The sequence below is a fragment of the Halalkalibacterium ligniniphilum genome, assembly GCF_000334155.1.
Taxonomy (GTDB): Bacteria; Bacillota; Bacilli; order Bacillales; family Bacillaceae_D; genus Halalkalibacterium; species Halalkalibacterium ligniniphilum.
This window is the reverse complement of record NZ_ANNK01000016.1, coordinates 1-18,496: the sequence shown is the minus strand read 5'-3', so window position 1 is coordinate 18,496 and position 18,496 is coordinate 1. Positions and strand designations below refer to the sequence as shown.

Below are 18,496 nucleotides of genomic sequence, written 5' to 3'. Positions count from 1 at the left end.
CCGCACAGGTGGATTTTGGAGAAGCACCATTCCTGCATGAAGGAGAGGAAGTCATCCGGCATTTCTTGGTGCTTTCCTTTCCTTACAGTAACGCATTTTTATATCAGGTGTTCCCGTCCGAGAACCGAGAGTGTTTTCTACAGGGATTGGCAAACATGTTTGAATTCTTGGAAGGTGTACCACACACCATCCGTTTTGATAACCTGTCCCCTGCGGTCAAAAAAGTACTGCCGGAGGGCGAACGCGTACTGACAGAGGAATTTGAACGATTCGCCGCACACTATGGGTTTTCCTACGAATTCTGCAATCCGAACAGCGGCAATGAGAAGAGCCATGTGGAAGCCATGGTGAAGTATATCCGCAATAATTATCTGTTGCCGGCTGTCCCGTATGATCGTTTGGCAGACGTAAATGAACAGGCCCTTATCTGGAGTGTAGAAGATCGGGAGAGAGCACATTACGAAAAGGAACTGCCGATTTCAGAACTGCATTTGGCAGACAAAGAGCAACTGTTACAATTGCCAGGTAAAAAATATGAATGTATCCGCTACGAACATTTGAAAGCAGATAAATATGGGATGATCCGAATTGACGGAAAGCAGTATTCCACGTCGCCCCGCTTCGCCGGACAAGCAGTGACAGCCAAGCTTTCCTTTGACCAGGTAACCATTCTAAATGAAAAGAATGAAATCCTGATTACGCATCCTAGACTGTATGGAAGCGAACGAAGAGCGATGAATTGGCAGCCCTATTTAACGTTAATGGCCAAACGGCCAACGGCATTGAAATACAGCTCCTTCTATGATCAGCTGCCTGAAGAGTGGAAGGTCTACTTTGAAGCCTGTTCACTGGAAGAGAAGAAAGCGGCATTAAGCTTACTGGCTGTTCTTCTGAAGGAGCAGGACTTCCACTTGCCGACTGAAGCATTGCGAATGGCTTCTGAGCATGGTCATCCAACCGCTGAGTCAATCAAGCATGTCTACTTGTTAGTGGCAGTTTACCAATGTAGGTTTCGGCAGTATATTATTTGCATACGCTCGCTTTACATGGAGTGGCGAGCATGGTAGGCTATCCGCCTGGCGAAAGAGGTAGTTGTTAATCTTTCGCCCTTCGCCAGACACTATGCTCGCAGAGGCTCCATGTCAAGCTACAAAGAGCGGTGCATATTTATCATTATCACGAAATAAATATACTGCCATTACCTACATAGCTTGATTGCCAAATACATCTACTATCAGTTGATCAATAGGCGAGGCATCCGGGAGACTTTGTCGCTTCCGCGACTGCCTATGAAATTGCCAATGGCGGAAACCGTCTCACGCGGTCTTACCCATTACGATCAACTTTTCACGATGGCTGGGGGTGAGCAGTCATGAAGAACTCGATTGAAGAGCATGCGAAACGTTTAAAACTAAGTTGGATTCGAGAACATTATCACGAGGTGAAAGCTGCGTCACATGAGGAGTTTTTACTGAAGCTATTTGAAAAGGAGATCGAGCAACGGGAAGAACGGAAATTGAATCTCTTGATCAAGCAATCGTTACTGCCGGATATATCCGGCAGGCAGTTTGAATGGGATGGCGTTCATATGAACAGTGATCTATCAAAAGAGGGTATATTGGCAGGGCATTTTATTGAAAGGAAAGAGAATCTCATTTTGTATGGAGGAGTAGGGGTAGGTAAGACACTTCTGGCCTCCCTGTGCGGCTGGAATGCGATCCATCAGACACAAAGAAAAGTACGCTTTTACACGGTGGCACAGCTGGTGAATCAGTTATTGGAAGCCAATGACAAAGGCACACTCGGCAAGCTGTATAAGCAGATCGAAGGCTTGGATTTATTGATTTTAGACGAACTCGGCTACGTACCACTTCATAAGCAAGGGGCAGAGCTCCTCTTCCAAGTCATCAATTTGTGTTACGAACAGCGGAGTGTAGTCGTCACTACAAATCTTCAGTTTGGGCAGTGGAATCACATATTCGGAGATCCCATCCTGACAGAAGCGTTTATTGATCGTCTCATTCATTATTCACATTTACTGGTGTTCAATCGAGAAAGTTTCCGGCATAAAGAATCATTACTCAATCGTTAGATAAAGGGTGTTGGCAAGTAGCTACATTTTTAACTGCCAAATCATACATTTCCTACTTGCCAAATACAATTAGGATGAGCTTTTTGCTCGACAAAAGATCCATCAATATAAATTTAGTCAATCCCCACATCCCATAGTTGCTGTACAAGTGCTTCCAATATGAATAGGATCTCTCTTTATTGGATTGGTATATTTGTTTTACCAATAGAGGCACCTTTTATTTTATTGCGGTAAATATTGTAAAAATGCTGTTGCAATAGAGAAGTAAATCAATAACCCAAGAATATCATTGATTGTTGTGATGAATGGACCAGATGCAACTGCTGAGTCAATTTTTAATTTATTAATAATTAATGGAATGGCAGCCCCCACCATTGTAGCAATGCTTAATGTTAAGAAGAGTGACCCCCCAACGATTCCAGCTAATAAAAAGCCTCCCGTTGGATAAAGAAGAGGAACGACAATTAACAGCGTCGCCATACAGATTAAACCTAACATAATTCCTGTTCCAAATTCACGTTTTAACAATTTTCCTACGCTTGAACGTTCAATTGTTCCAAGTGCTAAACCGCGTACAACAACCGCTAATGCCTGTGTTCCAGTATTTCCCGCTGAATCCATAATTAGCGGGATAAAGACTGCGAGTAAAATAAAAGCTTCTAATGTTTCTTCAAATTGTCCGATAACCTCAGCCGTTACTAGCCCTAAAAACATAAGCATAACAATCCAAGGTGCACGTTTTTTTGCTGCTGTAAAAGAAGAGATATTGGCATCAAGTGAGCCTCTTGCTGCTGAAATTTCTCCAAAATCCTCTTCCGTTTCTTCTTCGACAACATCCATGACATCATCGACTGTGACAATTCCAACTAATTTACCTTCTTCATTTACAACAGGAACAGCTAAGAAATCGTATTTTTTTATCATTTTAGCAACATCTTCTTGGTCATCTCTAACAGAAACCGATACAACACGAGAACTCATAATCTTTTCAACCTTATCACTTGTTGGTGCAATGATAAGATCACGAAGAGAAACAACACCGACGAGCTTTTCTTTTGCATCCACAACGTATAAATAATAAATGGTTTCAGCGTCAGGAGCTTCTTCTCTTATTTGTTCTATAACTTCCGATGCATTACTTTCTGCTTTAATAGAAATAAATTCCTTTGTCATGATTGCCCCAGCAGTTTCAGGTGGATAAGCTAACAGTTCTTTTACATCATCAGCATCATCTTTGTTCATAGTATTTAATATTTTTTCAGCTTTCTCCTTTATTTCACCTAAGAAGTCAGCAACATCATCAGCATACATGTTATTGAACATTTCGGCTGCATACTTCTCGTCTAACTCCAACACATATTGCTTTTGATCGTCAATATCAAGCCCTTGGAATATCTGAGCAAATTCAGAAGGTGTGATAAATTGATAAACATCTTTTCTCTTTGTCTTCTCTAATGATTGAAAGATTTCCACTTGTTCTGTTGGGTGTAATGCTAAAAATCCATCACGAAATTGCTCGCGCTCTCCGGCATTTAATGCGCTTAGAACTTGGTTTGTATATTCATCACGCGTTTGGTCGTTTAGTCTAACCATGATGATTCCTCCTTTTGTTATAAGGAAGCCATTTTTTTAAATTGGTGATATAAAATGGTACTTATACTTATTATTGTTTTTGCTTTAGCCTGAATAAACAACAAATACTCTACCGAATCAGGTTCTAGACTACTATCCAATTCATACCACCTCCATCTAGAAAAAAATAAACCACCTTCTACAAATGAAGGTGGTTTATTACACATTGAAATAAGCATGCATGGCAAAAAAAGCGCACACAAATACAGCTAGCATTAGTTTCCTCCATTCGTAGAGCTTTAGCACTGTGCGGCATAGGAACATTCCAGCTACATTAAAAACCACCTTATGTCGATGGTTTCTGTTGACCCATTGGCGTCTTTGGACATTTTTGGGCAGCAGCGTATCTCCAGCACAGGAGCCTCACCTAACGAGGATTTATTCAATTAAAAACTCTATTTGACATACTACAGAAATCATTAAATGGTGTCAACGTTTTTTAAAATAATTCTACAATTGAACATTTTCGTAAACTGTTTTTTATTTTACCGAGAAAGTTATACGACTGCTTATTTTCAACAAGTATTGAAGTAGGATTAAACAAGAATAGAACCAAGCAATTGAAATGCTAACTGCTGCTAAAATGTCTGTTGGGAAATGGGCACCAACTATAATTCTGCTTAACGCAATTAAAAGAATCATAAAAGACAAAAGACCAATTACCGCAACTCTTGCAAAAGGTTTTTTAATAAAGTGATAGCTCATATAAATTAAAAAAGAAAATAGAAGGACGCTTCTCATCGTATGACCACTAGGAAAGCTATATGAGGCAATTTCAAGTGAATAACCAAATACTTCAATTACGCTCATTTCCCCAGGACGTTCACGTTGAAATAAAATTTTCAGGGCGAAATTTAAGACTATTCCGCCAAAAGTAAGTAAAAATAATAAAATAACATGCTTTCGCATTTTTTTCACCATTAGGAATATCGAAATAATAAGTGTCGCTATTAATATCATCTCTCCAGATCCAATCTTTGTAACAAGCTCCATTAGTGTCATTACAATCGTGGAGGTCCCATCAGTTAACGAAGAAATAATGCTTTGGTCTAGTAGTGTCAACTTATTTCGCATAGACAAGATTGAAATTATGAGAAACAAGAAGAAAGAACTTATCATGATATAAATGTTATTATTTTTTTGTGGCATAGCTAGTCACTCTTTCTTTTCTATGATTGGAAATTGAGAGTATAAAATAGTTTGTGTCAATAACTAAAGACATAGAAAAAGGAATACCTTTTCTTGGTAGAATTAAGTCACCACAACCAATCTAGAAAAGAGGTCTTCCCTATGTCAGTTTACAACAGAAATTGCCCAAGCTCTAGTCCAAAACAAGACATTACCGAAGTTTTTCGTGCACATTTAGAAACAGCTGTGAGTACGCTGCTGGAAACAAAACTAACAAAATTCCTAGACTATGAAACATATAACCACATTGGTTATAACTCAGGCAACATTTGTATAAACATTCTGTAATTCTTACGTTATTGATCAAGTTTCACTTAATCTATAAAAAAAAGTCATTTTCGGTACCAATGTGGAGTTTGTTGCCAAAGCGATGAAACGAGAAATGAATAAGAAGGAGTAAGATAGTTGAAGGACGAACTAGCCTTAGTCTCCAGCTATGGATGGAGCTAAGGCGTTTTTCTTTATTGCCACCAAAAAAAAGAGCCACCGCCAACAGCGATAACTTTTTTCTCTTTCATTCCTTCGACACATTCCGGATCGTGGCAGGCACCACTTATTCCAAGGTTCTGTTTCAAATGTTATCAATTAAATGCCAAAAGCTACATTTTTAGACTGCCATAAACAATGTAACACAAGGAATAGAGCAATGATGTTGCTGGGTGAGTAGTTGCTCAATAGGTAATCAAGTCAATAAGTTATTGAGTAGGCAATCAATGTAGAATCAATATTCGTTGTTAGACCATTCTTATTATATCAATCCCAATCCACTGATCACTTTGCTTGAAATATAATAAGCAACAATGTTCCAGTTCCTCTATGATTTTCGATACTTCCCTACTAGTTATCTCTTTCATCCTATCACTCTCCTTAAACTCTAAGCAGTTCACAAGTTCTATCTCCTTTATGTGGAAATGTATGAAACAAAAATAGCCCTAATCCCTCGGAAGGAATGAAAGCTTATGTTAATCTAGTCCATTATTATTATGGTTCTAAGTCAAATGTTGGGGTAGGAGTTGAACACTCCTACTCCTTTATCCAATATGTAGCTTTAGGTACTCCCATTGGTGGTGTAATAATACAAGTGTTTCAACTATGTTTCCTTCTACTTAAAACTCTACAGAGTCAAGTTTTGCAGCTGCAACAACATTTTAATAGAATACTTGAGACTTTCCACCGGCTTCTGTTCCACGAACAGCCGCTTGACCTTCAGCACGAGTAGTTAGTAAGCCTGAGTTACGATCAACTAACAATACATCAGGAGTTAATGATTCAAAAGTAAGGTTTGCTCAACATCACCGTATTGATCTAAGTAAGAAGCATAAAGGGATTTACCAGTTTCTACCTTTTTGATTGATTGAACAAGATCATCTTCCCAATCAATAGGCGCACCAAAATCAGCAATAGCAAAGTTATTAAATGAAGCAAATTCGCTAGCTTTTACAGTAATACTGAAACGTTCACTCTTCACTTCGCCAGCTTTAATTTCTACAAAGTAAGTGCCTTCAGCATCTAATCCTGCAGAAACAACCCCTCTGCTATTTACTGTAAGACCAATAGATGACATTTCAACATCTGCAATTGCTGTAACATCCCCGCTAATCCTATAAATCCGTAAAAAAAAATAAGTTTTTAGAAAGTAATATATTATAGAAGAAACTCGTCAATAAACCAAAAAGATAAGACTAAAAACCATAACAAAGTAACCCACAAAATCTATAAACGATTAACCCACTATCTCTATACAAATTCTATCCAAACTGTAAGATGTTCTAAAGAACAATCTATTTTCAACGGGACAACGGGTAAGCAGGGAACCTTAGGTAGAGACTAGAAAAAAGCGGGGATGGTTTGCCCATTCCCCGTCATTTCTCATACTCCGTTATTTTAATTAAACAAATCGTCAATTTTTTTGGCACCTAAAAATTTGGCAAGGGTAGTCTCTCTATTTACGATTATTCTTGGATGATTTACATATTCCTTGGTTAATGGAAGTGGGTTCTCAAGTCTAGTAACTTCAGAAAGTACAACTATTGATATTTCTCCCAACTTAAGATTTTATCAGCAAATTTTGGGTTATTAAGAAGCTCTTGCATTTCAGGTATAGACTCAACATCTCGTCTTGTAACATGACGATAAATATGAGATACCTTACCAAATCTACTTATGCTTTTAGAAGGAGTACAATCAGAATCTCCATAAAACAATAGTGACATCATCGGAGAAACAATTTTGTTAGGTGAGAAAAAATAGATGTTGTATTCATCTAAAATATCCATATACCAAGGTTGTTGTGTTACTGTCACTGCCTCACGTAGTTCGTTATGTGTCAATTCACCAATAATCACTTTTTCCATTTGAGTATGACTCCCCTTCATTTTCAGAATATACATTTCAAGAATTTCATTAATATATTGATTAAGACTCTTCTCTCCTGTCATACTGACTAGTCTTTGATACTTATCCTCGGTTAATCTTAATACAAATTTTTTACTCATTAAATCCCTCTCTAGTAGATGATATCATTTACTTGAGTTTATGATATCATCTACTGTTAACGAGTTTCAACCAAATTTTTCTAATTCTTGCATAAAAAAAGAAAATGAGGTTTAAAACTCTACTTTCTTTCGATCATACTCGTGGAAGTCTTTTTGAACCTAGCGCCGAACCCGCTCCAATGCCCAATAAATGCAGTGACAAAAGTGAAAGCGATTAGTGAGAATGATCGGTTTTCCAAGCGCCTTTTGGACCGCTGATTTAAAGCCTGGACTCATGTCCATCACGACTTTTTCCACCTTGTGCCCTTTGGCACGCAATTCTTACCCTTCTCTTGTTTCTCATCAATTCAAGGATAAAAGAGATTGCGTGTTTTCTTATGTCCTACTTTTCACGAAACCCCAACATTTATTTTAGAGCCATAAAGAAAAGCCCTGCAGAGATTTCTCTCCACAGAGCCTTTCGACATACAGACACCAATTGTTCTTTGTCACCTATTGTTAATTTACAGTAACAGTATAAGTAGCATTTGTAGTTGCATCTTCTGCTGTAACTACTAGTTTATCATCAGTAACTAAAGCACCATCATCAGCTTTTTCAGTACCATTAACATCGGTTACAGTAAATTGAATGCTTGCTCCAATTGCGGATTCAATAGCAGCTTTTAATCCCCCAGCTGTTGTAGATGCTGCTACAGATAGAGTTTTAGCAGTGTTGTCTAATGCTGTTACTACTAAATCATCAGAAACAGCTAGTTCAGTACTTGCAGCAACTTCAGCTTCAGCAGCTTGTAGGTCAGCATAGTTTGTAACTAATGCCTTTTGACTTGAAGTTAAAGCTTCATAGCTTGTACGTGCAGAATCTACATCTGCAGCATACGTTTTAGCAGTATTATTTAATGCTGCTATTTCTGCAATTACAGCATCAGCAGCTGCTTGATCTTCTGCTGCTGCTACTCCGTCAACAGTTACACGTACTTGGAAATCTACATCTACTTTTTTACCATTAACAGTAATTGTTTCGATGTAAAGAGTTGCACTACCATCTGCTTTGATTGAAGCATTGATTTTAGACGCATCTCCACTTGTAGTAGCAATTGTACCTTGTGTACCAGATAGGAATGAAAACTCTTGAATTGTACCATTAATTTCTCCATCTTGAGTTACCCGGAAGATTTTTGATAACTCTTCAAAGAAATTACCACCAAATGTAAACTCAAGGCCACCTACAGTTTGAGAAATTACATATGGAGATTCAGTGTCAACAACAGTGATTGTACGCTCTTCCACTACAAGGTTGCCAACAGTGGCTCTTAAAGTGTAAGTACCTGGTACATTCGGAAGTGTAATTGTGTTACCAGCTGATGTAAGTGTTGTACCATCTAGGTTTAATGTTAAACCAGTTGTTGAAGCTGCAACAGAAGCCTTGTTACCGTCAGCATCTTCTACTTCCCAAGCAGCTTTAGCAGGGTCATTTGATACACGAACATCGTTAGCGTCAACACCTACTAATGATAATGTTCTAGTTTCAACTGTGTTTTCATTTGCAGCACCATTAATATCTAATTCTCCAAAACCGTCTAAGCGATAACCAGCAATAGTTCCTGGAGCTTGAACAGTGATATCAATAGTTCCTAATACAGTATTTCCATCTTTAACAGTTACCGTTGAAGAACCTGTAGCGTTTCTATTTAAAGTAAGAAGAGTATTGTTACCAGTAACAGACGCTGATACAGAACCTAGGTTTACAGCAGATCCAGTGCTTTCAAACGTAATAGTTTTATCAGAAAGGTCAATTGCATCACCATATTGGTCTAAGAACTTAACATTCAGATCAACAGCAGCATCTGCAGCGATAACGTTATTTAATCTAAGGCTTGTAACTGCTTCTGAGCCTCTTTCGAATTTAACACTAGTTAGCTTAGCAGCTTCTGCAACCTTAACTTCTACTGTTCTAGTTTTGTCTCCAATTGTAACACGTACTAAAGCAGTACCTTCTGCACGAGGAGTTAATGCTCCAGTTTCAGTGTCAACTAGTAAAACGTTCGGAGTTAAAGAAGTGAAATTAGCTTCAGCATTAACTGGATATTCAGCACCAAATTGGTCTAAACCAGAAACTTGTAAAGTTTGACCAGTAGCACCTAATTTAACAAAGTCAACTAAATCAGCATCTTTAGTATCAGCCCAAATAGGTGCTGATCCAGCTACAGTAAATCTAGCAAATGAATCAAATTGACCTTCTTGAGTTGTAATAGTAAAACGATTACTCTTAACTTCTTGGCCGCCTTCAACAGGAACAACAATTTCAGCAAATGCAGTTACTGCAGAACTTAAACCAGAAGAAATAACACCACGGTTGCTTGTAGCACCATTAATTGTTTCATTATCCGTACGAAGTTGGATATCAGTTACTGCAGTAACATCTACTCCAGTATCAGTAACTACTTTATATGGTAATTGGAAAGGATTTACTGTGTTGGCGATTCTCACATCAGAAACTTCAATTGTTGAAACTTTACCTTGTTGATACTCAAAACTAGAAGTTAAGTTTTGCTCTCCTATAATAATGTTGAACGCATAAGTTTCTTTATCTGTTAAGTTTTGGAAGAAGTTTACTTTAGCTGATTTTCCATCTTCAGCTAATTCAACCGAAGAAACGAAGGCACGGTCATCATTAGAAGCAGTCACGACTACTTGGTTTCTAGTTAAAGTTTCTACTGGAGCAGTAAATTCAACTTCAACTTGTGTAGTAGTAATCGCACTTACAGAAGCTACTTCAAGATCAGCTGGCACTTCTGGAGCTGGAGCTGGTTCTACTACTACAGGAGCAGCAAGTGCATCACCATTTACAGCTACTAGGCTGTAGTTTGTTCCTTCAGCTTGTGCTTCAGTTGTTAATACAACGGTTGTTGTTGCGTTTTGTGCAGCAACTTCGCCTTCAGCTTTAAGCTCAACCTTTGTTACAGCTAGTGCTGGATCAAATGTGAATTCAAGAGCTGCAGCTTCTTCAGCCGTTAATGTACCATTGAATGTTACTTCAATTGTTGTAGAGTCAACTGAAGTTACAGATGCAACGTCAAGGTGTACAGGTGTTGGCTCGAATGAAGGAAGTCCTTCTGCAGCAATTGTGCGGTGGAAGATTTGCGCAAAGTTTTCACGAGTTAACGGGTTGTTTGGCTTGAATGTGCCATCTGGATAACCTTTGATATAGCCCTTCGATGCAAGACGCGCTACGTTTGCCGCATGTGAACCTGCGTTGTCAGAGAATGTGTACTCTGCATCAAAGTCAAATCCCCAAGCACGTGCAAGGACTGTAGCACCTTGTGCGCGAGTGAATGTTGCAGTTGGATTGAAGTTTTCAGCTTTATTGAATAGTCCAGCTTCAACTGCTGCAGCAATCTCAGCATAGTATTGGTGAGATTCTGGTACATCTGCGAAACCTGGGTTTGTAACATTTTCAGTGTCAAGATCGAACGCACGAGCGAACAAAACTGCAGCATGCATACGAGAAATTTCAGCTGTCGGTCTGAACGTGCCGTCAGTATAACCCTTGATAACTCCCATTTCTACTAATGCATTGATTGCTTCATAGCTTCCTCTTTCTGGGCTTACATCAGTGAACTTTTGCTCTGCTGCATCCGCAGATTGGATAGGACCTACTGCTGCGAACGTTGTTGCTACCATAGCAGCAGAAACTGATGTTGCTAAAAACTTGCGGTAAGACTTTGGTTGGTAACTCATTTACCGAATTCCTCCTTTGGAATATGTACGTTTTGTACAGAATTTTACGAGATTTCTAATTTAAAGAGATGTGACTAAGACCAACGACTGAGTGAGTCATACTACTTAGATGTAAAGGCTTAAATCTCCCCCTTAAATTAGCAAAATCACCAATTCATTTTGAAAATCTGCATTCTTGATTATACCTTGCTAGTTTAAAAGCTGTCAAATACAACCATGGCTACAGACCCAAAAATTTAGATCGCGATCTAAATTCTTGAATGAATTGGCACAAAATTCTACATCTATCGTCATTCTACCTGATTATCCATAGAATGCAATAGGAAAATGTAGTTATTTTGGAGATTGTCTAGTAGATTTACACACAGTCAATAAATGGTTGTGATAATAAAGCCTTTCGTCCTCTTTTATTACAGTTTAATGACATTGATTTCAGTGCGTTAACAGTGCATCGCACGGCGCTCCTATAAACTGACATCCTTCTGATATTTTTGCTAAATTCAGTTTTTTACATTCCTTCTAACCACCTCCTCCCTCTCATTATTGACATTAGCAATGAGGAAAATGTTTCATTTTTAAATTAAATTTTTTCAACACACAAAAAAACTGACACCCATATATATGTAGGGATGTCAGTTACATGCTTGCTTATTATTCAGCTTCTGCCCTTAACGCTTCAAAGTCAATTGGTTCATTATGGTCTTTGAAACGAAGGAGCAGGCTTTCATCAATGACTCGATACTCGCCGAGAATTTCCACAAGGTAGCGGAACCTTGTATGGAAGCGGTGGACGTAGAAGGTTTCTTTTTCAATTCGCGCAGTCATGTCAATCCGCTCGATTTGGACGGTTTCCATCACTTCATCAAGGTTGACACCTGGGAGATCTGCAAGGCCCATTTGTTCGATGTGCTGCCTGATCAGTGGCTTGTACTGTTCATCGGAGCCTCTAAAGGACACCTCATAGGCTTCATAGGTAACAAGGTTTTTTTCTTTGTCTGCTTCTCCCTCTTCTTCCGTTGCCTCTCCTGCTACATCTTCGATTTGATTCGTTGCGTCCTCATTGTAGACAATTTCAATTTCTTTCATTAGAAACTGCTCACGGTAGGGCATGAATTCTTCTAATAATACGGTTGGTTGTTCAAAAACGACATCATCAAAGCTGGAACGGTCTCGTTCTTCCCAATCCGCACCATATTGTTCGGGACGCACAAGCCACTTATCTTCATTAAGATACATGTTCATTTGCACTGGTTCGCTTAAATTAATTAAACTAATGCGCATCGTCGTCAGTGCTTCAAGGGGCTCGTAGCGGATGTGTCCAACCATGGACGTGCTAAAGGATTCATCCTGAGCACGCAAGGTTTGATTTCGCTGCATCATCACTGTATCCACTTCTTCTGTCGCTTTAACGGCGTTATCGTATACTTTCTCAGGGCGCAATCCGTCTCCACAAGCGGATAGCAGCAAGGAAAGTCCAATCGCCATGACGGGCCAAAGCATCTTCTTCATGTTGTATCTTCTCCTATATTATATCTGTTCAAAATGTGACACCTTTCTATTGTACAAACCGAACAGTTTGAACACAAGTTGAAGTTTGTGTTCCAAAAACAACCACCATGAAAAAATGTGTTCTTATAGTGGAAAATTATGTATGTTGCATTTCTGTAACATTTGTCTAAAGACGGGTTGAGCGAGTTTTTTCTTTGCTTGCTCATTTTGTTTGTGTTCTTCACGCTTTTTTCGACAACATGATGATTTGCATATGGATCAGTGCTATGCAATTGTTACACTTGTCATAATGCGTACAAACCGTTGCTGCATTCATTCTTTTAATCCTTGAAACATTCTGTCTTTGTTCTGTTACAGAACTGTAATGAACAAATGATGGATCATGTGCTAGACTTAACCTTGTTGAAAAATAAATAACAATATGGAATAACGTCATAGATTTTGTCAAAGGAAAGAAAAGATTGGAGTGTTTTGATTGAGTAGGAAAATCTTATCAGTTTTTTTGGGGGCTATCTTAATCCTCACAATGTTCCCGTTTGAAAAAGCTGAAGCATCAACGGTTGATCGAATCGTTTCACATGCTAGGGATCAATTGGGTGTACCGTATCAATGGGGCGGTACAACGCCAAGAGGCTTTGATTGTTCTGGGTTTATCGGGTATGTATACAGACAAGTAGGCATCGATTTACCACGTACGGCAAACGGTCAATACAGCGCTGGAACAGCAGTCTCTCGTTCCAATTTGCAAAAGGGTGACCTTGTATTCTTTGAAACTTATAAGCCAGGCCCGTCTCATTCAGGTATATACATAGGCAATGACCAATTTGTTCATGCTTCATCCTCTCGTGGCATCTCCATTTCTAAGGTTAGTGACCCTTATTACTGGGGACCGCGTTACTTAGGCGCAAGACGGATTGTGAACGAACAAGAAGCTCCAGAGGTAAAGCAGCAAGAAGTTGTTTATGAGGCGCTGCCAGCAGGCCAGTACCATGATGTATCTTCAAGCTTTTGGGCAAGAAAAGAGATTCAAGCACTTGGTGAACAAGGGATCATTAATGGCTACGATCAACGTTTCTTCAGACCAAACGATAATGTTACACGTGCCCAAGTAGCGGTTATCCTTGCGCGTGCCTTTGATTTAAAGCCAACTAGCTACTCTGGCAATTTTAACGACATTAATGAAAACTTCCATGCATACGAAGAAGTTCAAGCGGTTGCTGATGCTGGATTCTTCGGCGGTGATGCAAACGGTAACTTCCGTCCGAACGATCCATTTACCCGTGAGCACATTGCTCTTGTGTTCGCAAAAGCGTTTGAATTAGCGGAAGCAAGTGAAGCAATCCCGTTCAAGGATGTGGACCCGTCACGTTCATCGTATGATGCGATTCAACGTTTGGCAGCAAGCGGCATCACTGGTGGCTACAATGACAACACGTATCGACCTGGTAATACTACAACTCGTGCTCAACTTGCTGTTTTCTTATATCGTGCGTTATAATCATAGAACGAATAAAGAGAGTGATAGGTTTCAAGATCCTATCACTTTTTTTGTACCTTTTTTTCCATATCTTTAAACCTTAAAAAAAATTATGTTCGTTTGTGTTCCAATATTATGAAACCTTTTTTATAATAAGACGTAAATCTAGTAACGAGATTTAAAGAAACCTGTGTGGGCAGAAGCTCTTCCCATCGAGAGATATTGAAGTTCATAGGGTAACTTTATCCAGTATTTTATAAAGGTGGCGTGCGCGAGAGAACGACCTCTTCATCCTCAAGCTCAGCCCCTTTTCTCATATCATATAGAAAGTTGGTGTGCTTCTTGAGACGGTTCCTTTTTTCTAGTGTCTTTATTTTACTTGCAACTCTCGTATTCTTTCATCCTCAGGCTTATGCGGAAACGGACGAATTTATTCTCGTGTTTCAGGAAAAGGTTGACACAAAGCTGATTGAAGAAGTGGACGGAACGATTGCTGAGCAGTTTAGCCTCTTTCCCGGTGCGGTCGTTGAGGGTGAACGAGATAAAATTCTTTCATTAAAAGGAAAACCAGGGGTCGTTTCAATCGAGTCAAACCGCGAGATCCAGCTTGAAACGTCTAGCAACCGCAACTGGGGCATTCAGCACCTTGGCATTCCAAGAGCGTGGGATGTGGGCTACACTGGTAAAGGTGTAAAGGTCGCGGTCATTGATACGGGGATCGCCGACCACCCTGCTTTGAGAATTGCTGGCGGTGTCTCCATGGTCGACTACACAACGTCTTATCAAGATGATAACGGTCATGGCACCCATAGTGCGGGAATTATTGCTGGGAACCTTCCAGGACAAAACACGCTTGGTGTCGCTCATAACGTGGAGCTTTACGCAGTGAAATCGTTAGACCGGCAAGGGAATGGCCGTTTGTCTGACACGATTCGAGGCATTGAGTGGGCAATTGAAAAAGGCGTTGATTTGATCAACCTGAGCTTAGGGACGGAAAACCATTCATTTGCTTTAAAGGGTGTCGTGGATAGTGCCTATGAGCAAGGCATCCTTGTCGTCGCAGCCGCTGGAAATAAAAAGGATAATTATTCGGTTGAAAAGCCTGTTGATTACCCTGCCCGCTATGATAGTGTGATTGCGGTCTCAGCGGTCGATCAGCAAAACCGGATTGCCCCTTTTTCTGCGACTGGGAATGAGATTGAGTTTGCCGCTCCAGGTGTTCGCATCAACAGCACTTACTTAAACGGGAGCTATAAGGACGTGAGTGGCACTTCCATGGCGGCTCCTTTTGTGACAGGGGTTCTTGCCCTTTACAAGGAAGCGTATCCGCACCTTTCAGCTGAGGATATTCGCACACTGGCACAGGAGCAGGCAATCGATTTAGGACCACAAGGACGTGACCGTCAATTTGGCTACGGCTTAATCCAACCGCCAACAGAGCCGATTACACCGCCGGCTGCACCTGAACAAGTGTCAGGTGAGGTGGGACAACAGCAGTCAAACCACACCTCCTTCATTTCACTTCGCTGGGCACAGCCTGCTAATGAGACGGTCAAAGAATATAGAGTATATCGAAACGGCGCTCTGCGAGGAATTGTACAAGAACCACGATTTCATGAATACGTTCGACCAGGCGTGCACCATTATTTTATTACAGCGGTAAACCGCTACGGTATGGAGTCACCGAAAAGCAAAGAATTTATCGTTGTTGTCCAAGAACCAAAGCCTACTGAGCCGCCTGAACCAGCCGACCCACCTAAGGAAGAGGAGCCAAAGCCAGAGCGACCAGAGGTATCCTTCACGGATATCGGGGATGATTTTTGGGCGAAGCAGTATGTTTCCTTTTTAGCAGCAGAACGGATCATTGGTGGCTATGAGGACGGTACGTTTAAGCCGGGCGCTAATGTGACAAGAGGTCAGGCAGTTGCCATGATCGGGCGCTCCCTTGGCTGGGGAGAGCAAGCTTCCTCTACAAGCTTTTCAGATGTAGACGAAAACCACTTCGCCTCTGGCTATATTGCCCAAGCAGTGGAGCTTGGCGTTATTAGCGGCTTTCCAGATGGGCGCTTTCGTCCAAATGCGCCAATTACTCGGGCCCAGATGGCTGCCATTATCGGAAATGCCTTTGAACTGCGCGGTCACGCTCCATCCGTGTTTACTGATGTCTCGCCACATACAACTGGCTACCGGGAAATCCTTTATTTGGCTGACCTCGGTATTGTGACAGGGTACGCTGATGGCACCTATAAGCCAAGCAGCCACATGACACGGGCCCAGTTCACCGTGATTATGTCACGTATACTGGATGAATCCTTACGTACAAAATAAGTCCATAGTAAAAAAGCAAGCGCTTAGGGAGTGGGACCCAGGCGCTTGCTTTTTTTATCACTGATGCAAAAGCTTTGCTGCTTTATCAAAGTGAGATCACCGTAACGCACTCAATTCATAGTGAAGCCGATTTCTGTCAGTGCTTGCTGCATACTCGCACGTGTTTTGATGCCATCAAAATTGACACCTAATGCGACGATGGTTTGGGCAATTTCTGGTCGGATACCCGTTAGCTTCGTCTCGACACCAACCAGCTTTAATGCTTTAACAATTTCAAAAATTTTCTGTGCGACCATCGTATCGATCATCGAAACACCTGAGACATCAATAATTAGACAGCTGATTTGCAGCTGCATGCTTTGTTGCAAAGTAATTTGCATCATTAGCTTGGCGCGGTACGTATCAATTTCACCGACAACTGGTAGCACAGCTATGCCCTCTGCAAGTGGAACAACTGGGACAGACAGCTCAAGTAAAGCCATTTGAGCCGTGTCAAACTTTTTTCTTGTTTCCTTCACGTACAACGTGCTAAAAATATTGTTTAATTTATCAAGCAATGGATTAATTCGTTTCCCTATATTAAAAACGGTCATTGCCTGATATTGGTTTTTTTCAATCTCTTCTCCAATCGTATCCCAGATCGTCTTGCGGTAAATGGCAAGCACCTTAAATGCATCTTCAATCGACATTTCATTTTCAAGTCCCATTTGACCAATTTGCCCCGCCCAGCTTTTAGCTTTTTCATACACAACCTCTAGATCGTGGATTAATGCTTCCCCTATATATTGAATCAATTCGGCTCGATATTCCATGATTTGCTCTTCAGGTATTTTTGTTTGTTTTACTTTTTGCTTGTAGCCCTCCTCTTGCTGTTTAATAACTTCCTTTACAATTTCATATTTTTTTTCGATGATTGTCTTCCCAATTATATGTAACTCCTCATTCATTGACTTGCTAGCCCCTTTATTTTAAGATAATCGAATCGGATGATTAGGCTATACCTTTTAGTCGACCGACGCTTACAGAACCTAATTGTTTTGTGCTGCTTCGTTTAGTGGCTGGTCTGTTGATGTTTACGTGTTGACGATATCTTTTGGATCGAGAGAGCTTAAAACGCACTGATCACAAACCAGCTACTATACTTGAAATTTGAAGTATAGTAGCTGGAGCAAGGTCTCCTTATCCTTTTTACTCGCTATCGACTAATTTGACTAGCATGTGGGCAAGCTTGTGGCGTTCTTCCTGATTCCCAACTTTCCAAAGCTCTTGAAGCAGCTGTTCCTCCCTGTTCTTCGGTTCTTCATGCTTTGCTAAATAATCTCCTACTTTCTCAGCTGTTTGGGCAAGCTGCTCTTCTTGTAAACCCATTTTTTTGCCCATCGCCATTTTGTCCTGAAGGTAGCCTTTGAAATGGTCAAAATCAGCAAGAATGCTTTCTTTTTTCTCCTCACTCATGCTGTCTAATGTCTTGTCTACTCTTTCTTCAGAATTCTCATTCATTGCCAATTTCAATTCCTCCTTTTAGTCTCCTCTTTAGATTGAATAACCTACATTTCCACAGTTGAAACCTTTAGTTGTAAAATAAGTGAATTTTTTTTAAGGAAGTAAGAAAGTAAGAAAGGGAATGAGCGTTGCTCCCTATCTCTTTAACCTTTTACTATTAAACGTTTTTAACTAGGCTCAAACTTCTTATTTTCACAACATTCTGCGATTTTCTTTTTAGATAATCATGCATTCTTACATCGTAAAACCTGTTTGTCCAAAAGCGATTTAAGGTAAACAATAAGTAAATCTTACGAAAGATGTCTTTCAAATGGCGAGAAACCAAAACAACAAAAACAACAACAATAATAATGGGAAGATGAGTGATGAGGAAGCAGGACGCAAAGGTGGAAGGGACGAACACAAAAGGGTCAGAGCAAAACTGCTCTGACCCTTTTGTCCCGGTGCAAAACGGCAACGACCCTTTTTGCCCTGACCCCCATTACGCTCGGCCTTTTTCACCTTTTTCCAATACTTCTTTTAAATCGTCTTGGA

13 protein-coding genes, 2 pseudogenes and 1 riboswitch are annotated in these 18,496 nt (G+C 40.3%); of the genes and pseudogenes, 5 read left to right on the top strand and 10 right to left on the bottom strand.

Going from position 1 to position 18,496, the window contains the following annotated elements:
* A partial coding sequence (locus BLT_RS21185) for a Mu transposase domain-containing protein (protein ID WP_017726067.1) occupies positions 1–1,067 on the top strand: 1,067 nt, incomplete at its 5' end.
* A 305-nt stretch (positions 1,068–1,372) separates the two neighbouring features.
* Positions 1,373–2,092: an IS21-like element helper ATPase IstB gene (gene istB, locus BLT_RS0101515; protein ID WP_017726066.1), complete on the top strand. Its 720-nt coding sequence runs from the start codon at positions 1,373–1,375 to the stop codon at positions 2,090–2,092.
* A 222-nt stretch (positions 2,093–2,314) separates the two neighbouring features.
* On the opposite strand, the gene mgtE is transcribed toward istB, so the two are convergent.
* Positions 2,315–3,685, bottom strand: coding sequence for a magnesium transporter (gene mgtE, locus BLT_RS0101510; RefSeq protein ID WP_017726065.1), 1,371 nt, complete (start codon positions 3,683–3,685; stop codon positions 2,315–2,317).
* A 255-nt stretch (positions 3,686–3,940) separates the two neighbouring features.
* Positions 3,941–4,106, bottom strand: a riboswitch (M-box (ykoK) riboswitch).
* Positions 4,107–4,204: 98 nt separating this feature from the next.
* Complete coding sequence (locus BLT_RS0101505; protein WP_017726064.1) at positions 4,205–4,873, bottom strand: phosphatase PAP2 family protein; 669 nt, start codon at positions 4,871–4,873, stop codon at positions 4,205–4,207.
* 160 nt (positions 4,874–5,033) lie between these two features.
* On the opposite strand from BLT_RS0101505, the pseudogene BLT_RS23540 reads away from it, so the two are divergent.
* A pseudogene (locus BLT_RS23540) lies at positions 5,034–5,179 on the top strand (IS256 family transposase); the annotation flags it as partial.
* Between the two features lie 881 nt (positions 5,180–6,060).
* Here the strand turns inward: BLT_RS23540 and BLT_RS24880 are convergent.
* From BLT_RS24880 to BLT_RS0101475, 6 genes and pseudogenes are all read right to left on the bottom strand, one after another.
* The gene (locus tag BLT_RS24880; RefSeq protein WP_394295488.1) at positions 6,061–6,162 is read right to left on the bottom strand and encodes a hypothetical protein; all 102 of its coding nucleotides are present in this window, start codon (positions 6,160–6,162) and stop codon (positions 6,061–6,063) included.
* An 11-nt stretch (positions 6,163–6,173) separates the two neighbouring features.
* A complete protein-coding gene (locus BLT_RS0101495) occupies positions 6,174–6,476 on the bottom strand; it encodes a hypothetical protein (protein ID WP_017726062.1) in 303 nt (100 codons plus the stop codon).
* Between the two features lie 463 nt (positions 6,477–6,939).
* Entirely contained in the window at positions 6,940–7,407 is a 468-nt protein-coding gene (locus BLT_RS21180) for a hypothetical protein (RefSeq protein WP_017726061.1), read from the bottom strand.
* A gap of 162 nt (positions 7,408–7,569) precedes the next feature.
* A pseudogene (locus BLT_RS22875) lies at positions 7,570–7,725 on the bottom strand (transposase); the annotation flags it as partial.
* 180 nt (positions 7,726–7,905) lie between these two features.
* On the bottom strand, positions 7,906–11,145 hold the full coding sequence (locus tag BLT_RS22565) for an S-layer homology domain-containing protein (RefSeq protein WP_017726059.1): 3,240 nt from the start codon (positions 11,143–11,145) through the stop codon (positions 7,906–7,908).
* 651 nt (positions 11,146–11,796) lie between these two features.
* Positions 11,797–12,654 carry a DUF6612 family protein gene (locus BLT_RS0101475; RefSeq protein WP_017726058.1) on the bottom strand — a complete coding sequence of 286 codons (858 nt, stop codon included), beginning with the start codon at positions 12,652–12,654 and terminating at the stop codon, positions 11,797–11,799.
* Positions 12,655–13,129: 475 nt separating this feature from the next.
* On the opposite strand from BLT_RS0101475, the gene BLT_RS0101470 reads away from it, so the two are divergent.
* Together BLT_RS0101470 and BLT_RS22560 are read left to right on the top strand one after the other, a co-directional pair.
* Complete coding sequence (locus BLT_RS0101470; RefSeq protein WP_026104928.1) at positions 13,130–14,152, top strand: C40 family peptidase; 1,023 nt, start codon at positions 13,130–13,132, stop codon at positions 14,150–14,152.
* Between the two features lie 321 nt (positions 14,153–14,473).
* The gene (locus BLT_RS22560; RefSeq protein ID WP_051045206.1) at positions 14,474–16,459 is read left to right on the top strand and encodes a S8 family peptidase; all 1,986 of its coding nucleotides are present in this window, start codon (positions 14,474–14,476) and stop codon (positions 16,457–16,459) included.
* A gap of 110 nt (positions 16,460–16,569) precedes the next feature.
* Here BLT_RS22560 and BLT_RS0101460 read toward each other — a convergent pair whose 3' ends face one another.
* Both BLT_RS0101460 and BLT_RS0101455 read right to left on the bottom strand, forming a co-directional pair.
* Positions 16,570–17,406, bottom strand: coding sequence for an STAS domain-containing protein (locus BLT_RS0101460; protein ID WP_017726056.1), 837 nt, complete (start codon positions 17,404–17,406; stop codon positions 16,570–16,572).
* A 241-nt stretch (positions 17,407–17,647) separates the two neighbouring features.
* Complete coding sequence (locus BLT_RS0101455) at positions 17,648–17,959, bottom strand: DUF3243 domain-containing protein (RefSeq protein ID WP_026104927.1); 312 nt, start codon at positions 17,957–17,959, stop codon at positions 17,648–17,650.
* Positions 17,960–18,496 lie beyond the last annotated feature (537 nt).

Excerpts from the sequence above, each read along its gene's own strand:
- BLT_RS0101495 (WP_017726062.1), bottom strand. The coding sequence starts at position 6,476 with ATGTCATCTATTGGTCTTACAGTAAATAGCAGAGGGGTTGTTTCTGCA.
- mgtE (WP_017726065.1), bottom strand. The coding sequence starts at position 3,685 with ATGGTTAGACTAAACGACCAAACGCGTGATGAATATACAAACCAAGTT.
- istB (WP_017726066.1), top strand. The coding sequence starts at position 1,373 with ATGAAGAACTCGATTGAAGAGCATGCGAAACGTTTAAAACTAAGTTGG.
- BLT_RS0101460 (WP_017726056.1), bottom strand. The coding sequence starts at position 17,406 with ATGAATGAGGAGTTACATATAATTGGGAAGACAATCATCGAAAAAAAA.
- BLT_RS22565 (WP_017726059.1), bottom strand. The coding sequence starts at position 11,145 with ATGAGTTACCAACCAAAGTCTTACCGCAAGTTTTTAGCAACATCAGTT.
- BLT_RS0101475 (WP_017726058.1), bottom strand. The coding sequence starts at position 12,654 with ATGAAGAAGATGCTTTGGCCCGTCATGGCGATTGGACTTTCCTTGCTG.
- BLT_RS21180 (WP_017726061.1), bottom strand. The coding sequence starts at position 7,407 with ATGAGTAAAAAATTTGTATTAAGATTAACCGAGGATAAGTATCAAAGA.
- BLT_RS0101505 (WP_017726064.1), bottom strand. The coding sequence starts at position 4,873 with ATGCCACAAAAAAATAATAACATTTATATCATGATAAGTTCTTTCTTC.
- BLT_RS0101455 (WP_026104927.1), bottom strand. The coding sequence starts at position 17,959 with ATGAATGAGAATTCTGAAGAAAGAGTAGACAAGACATTAGACAGCATG.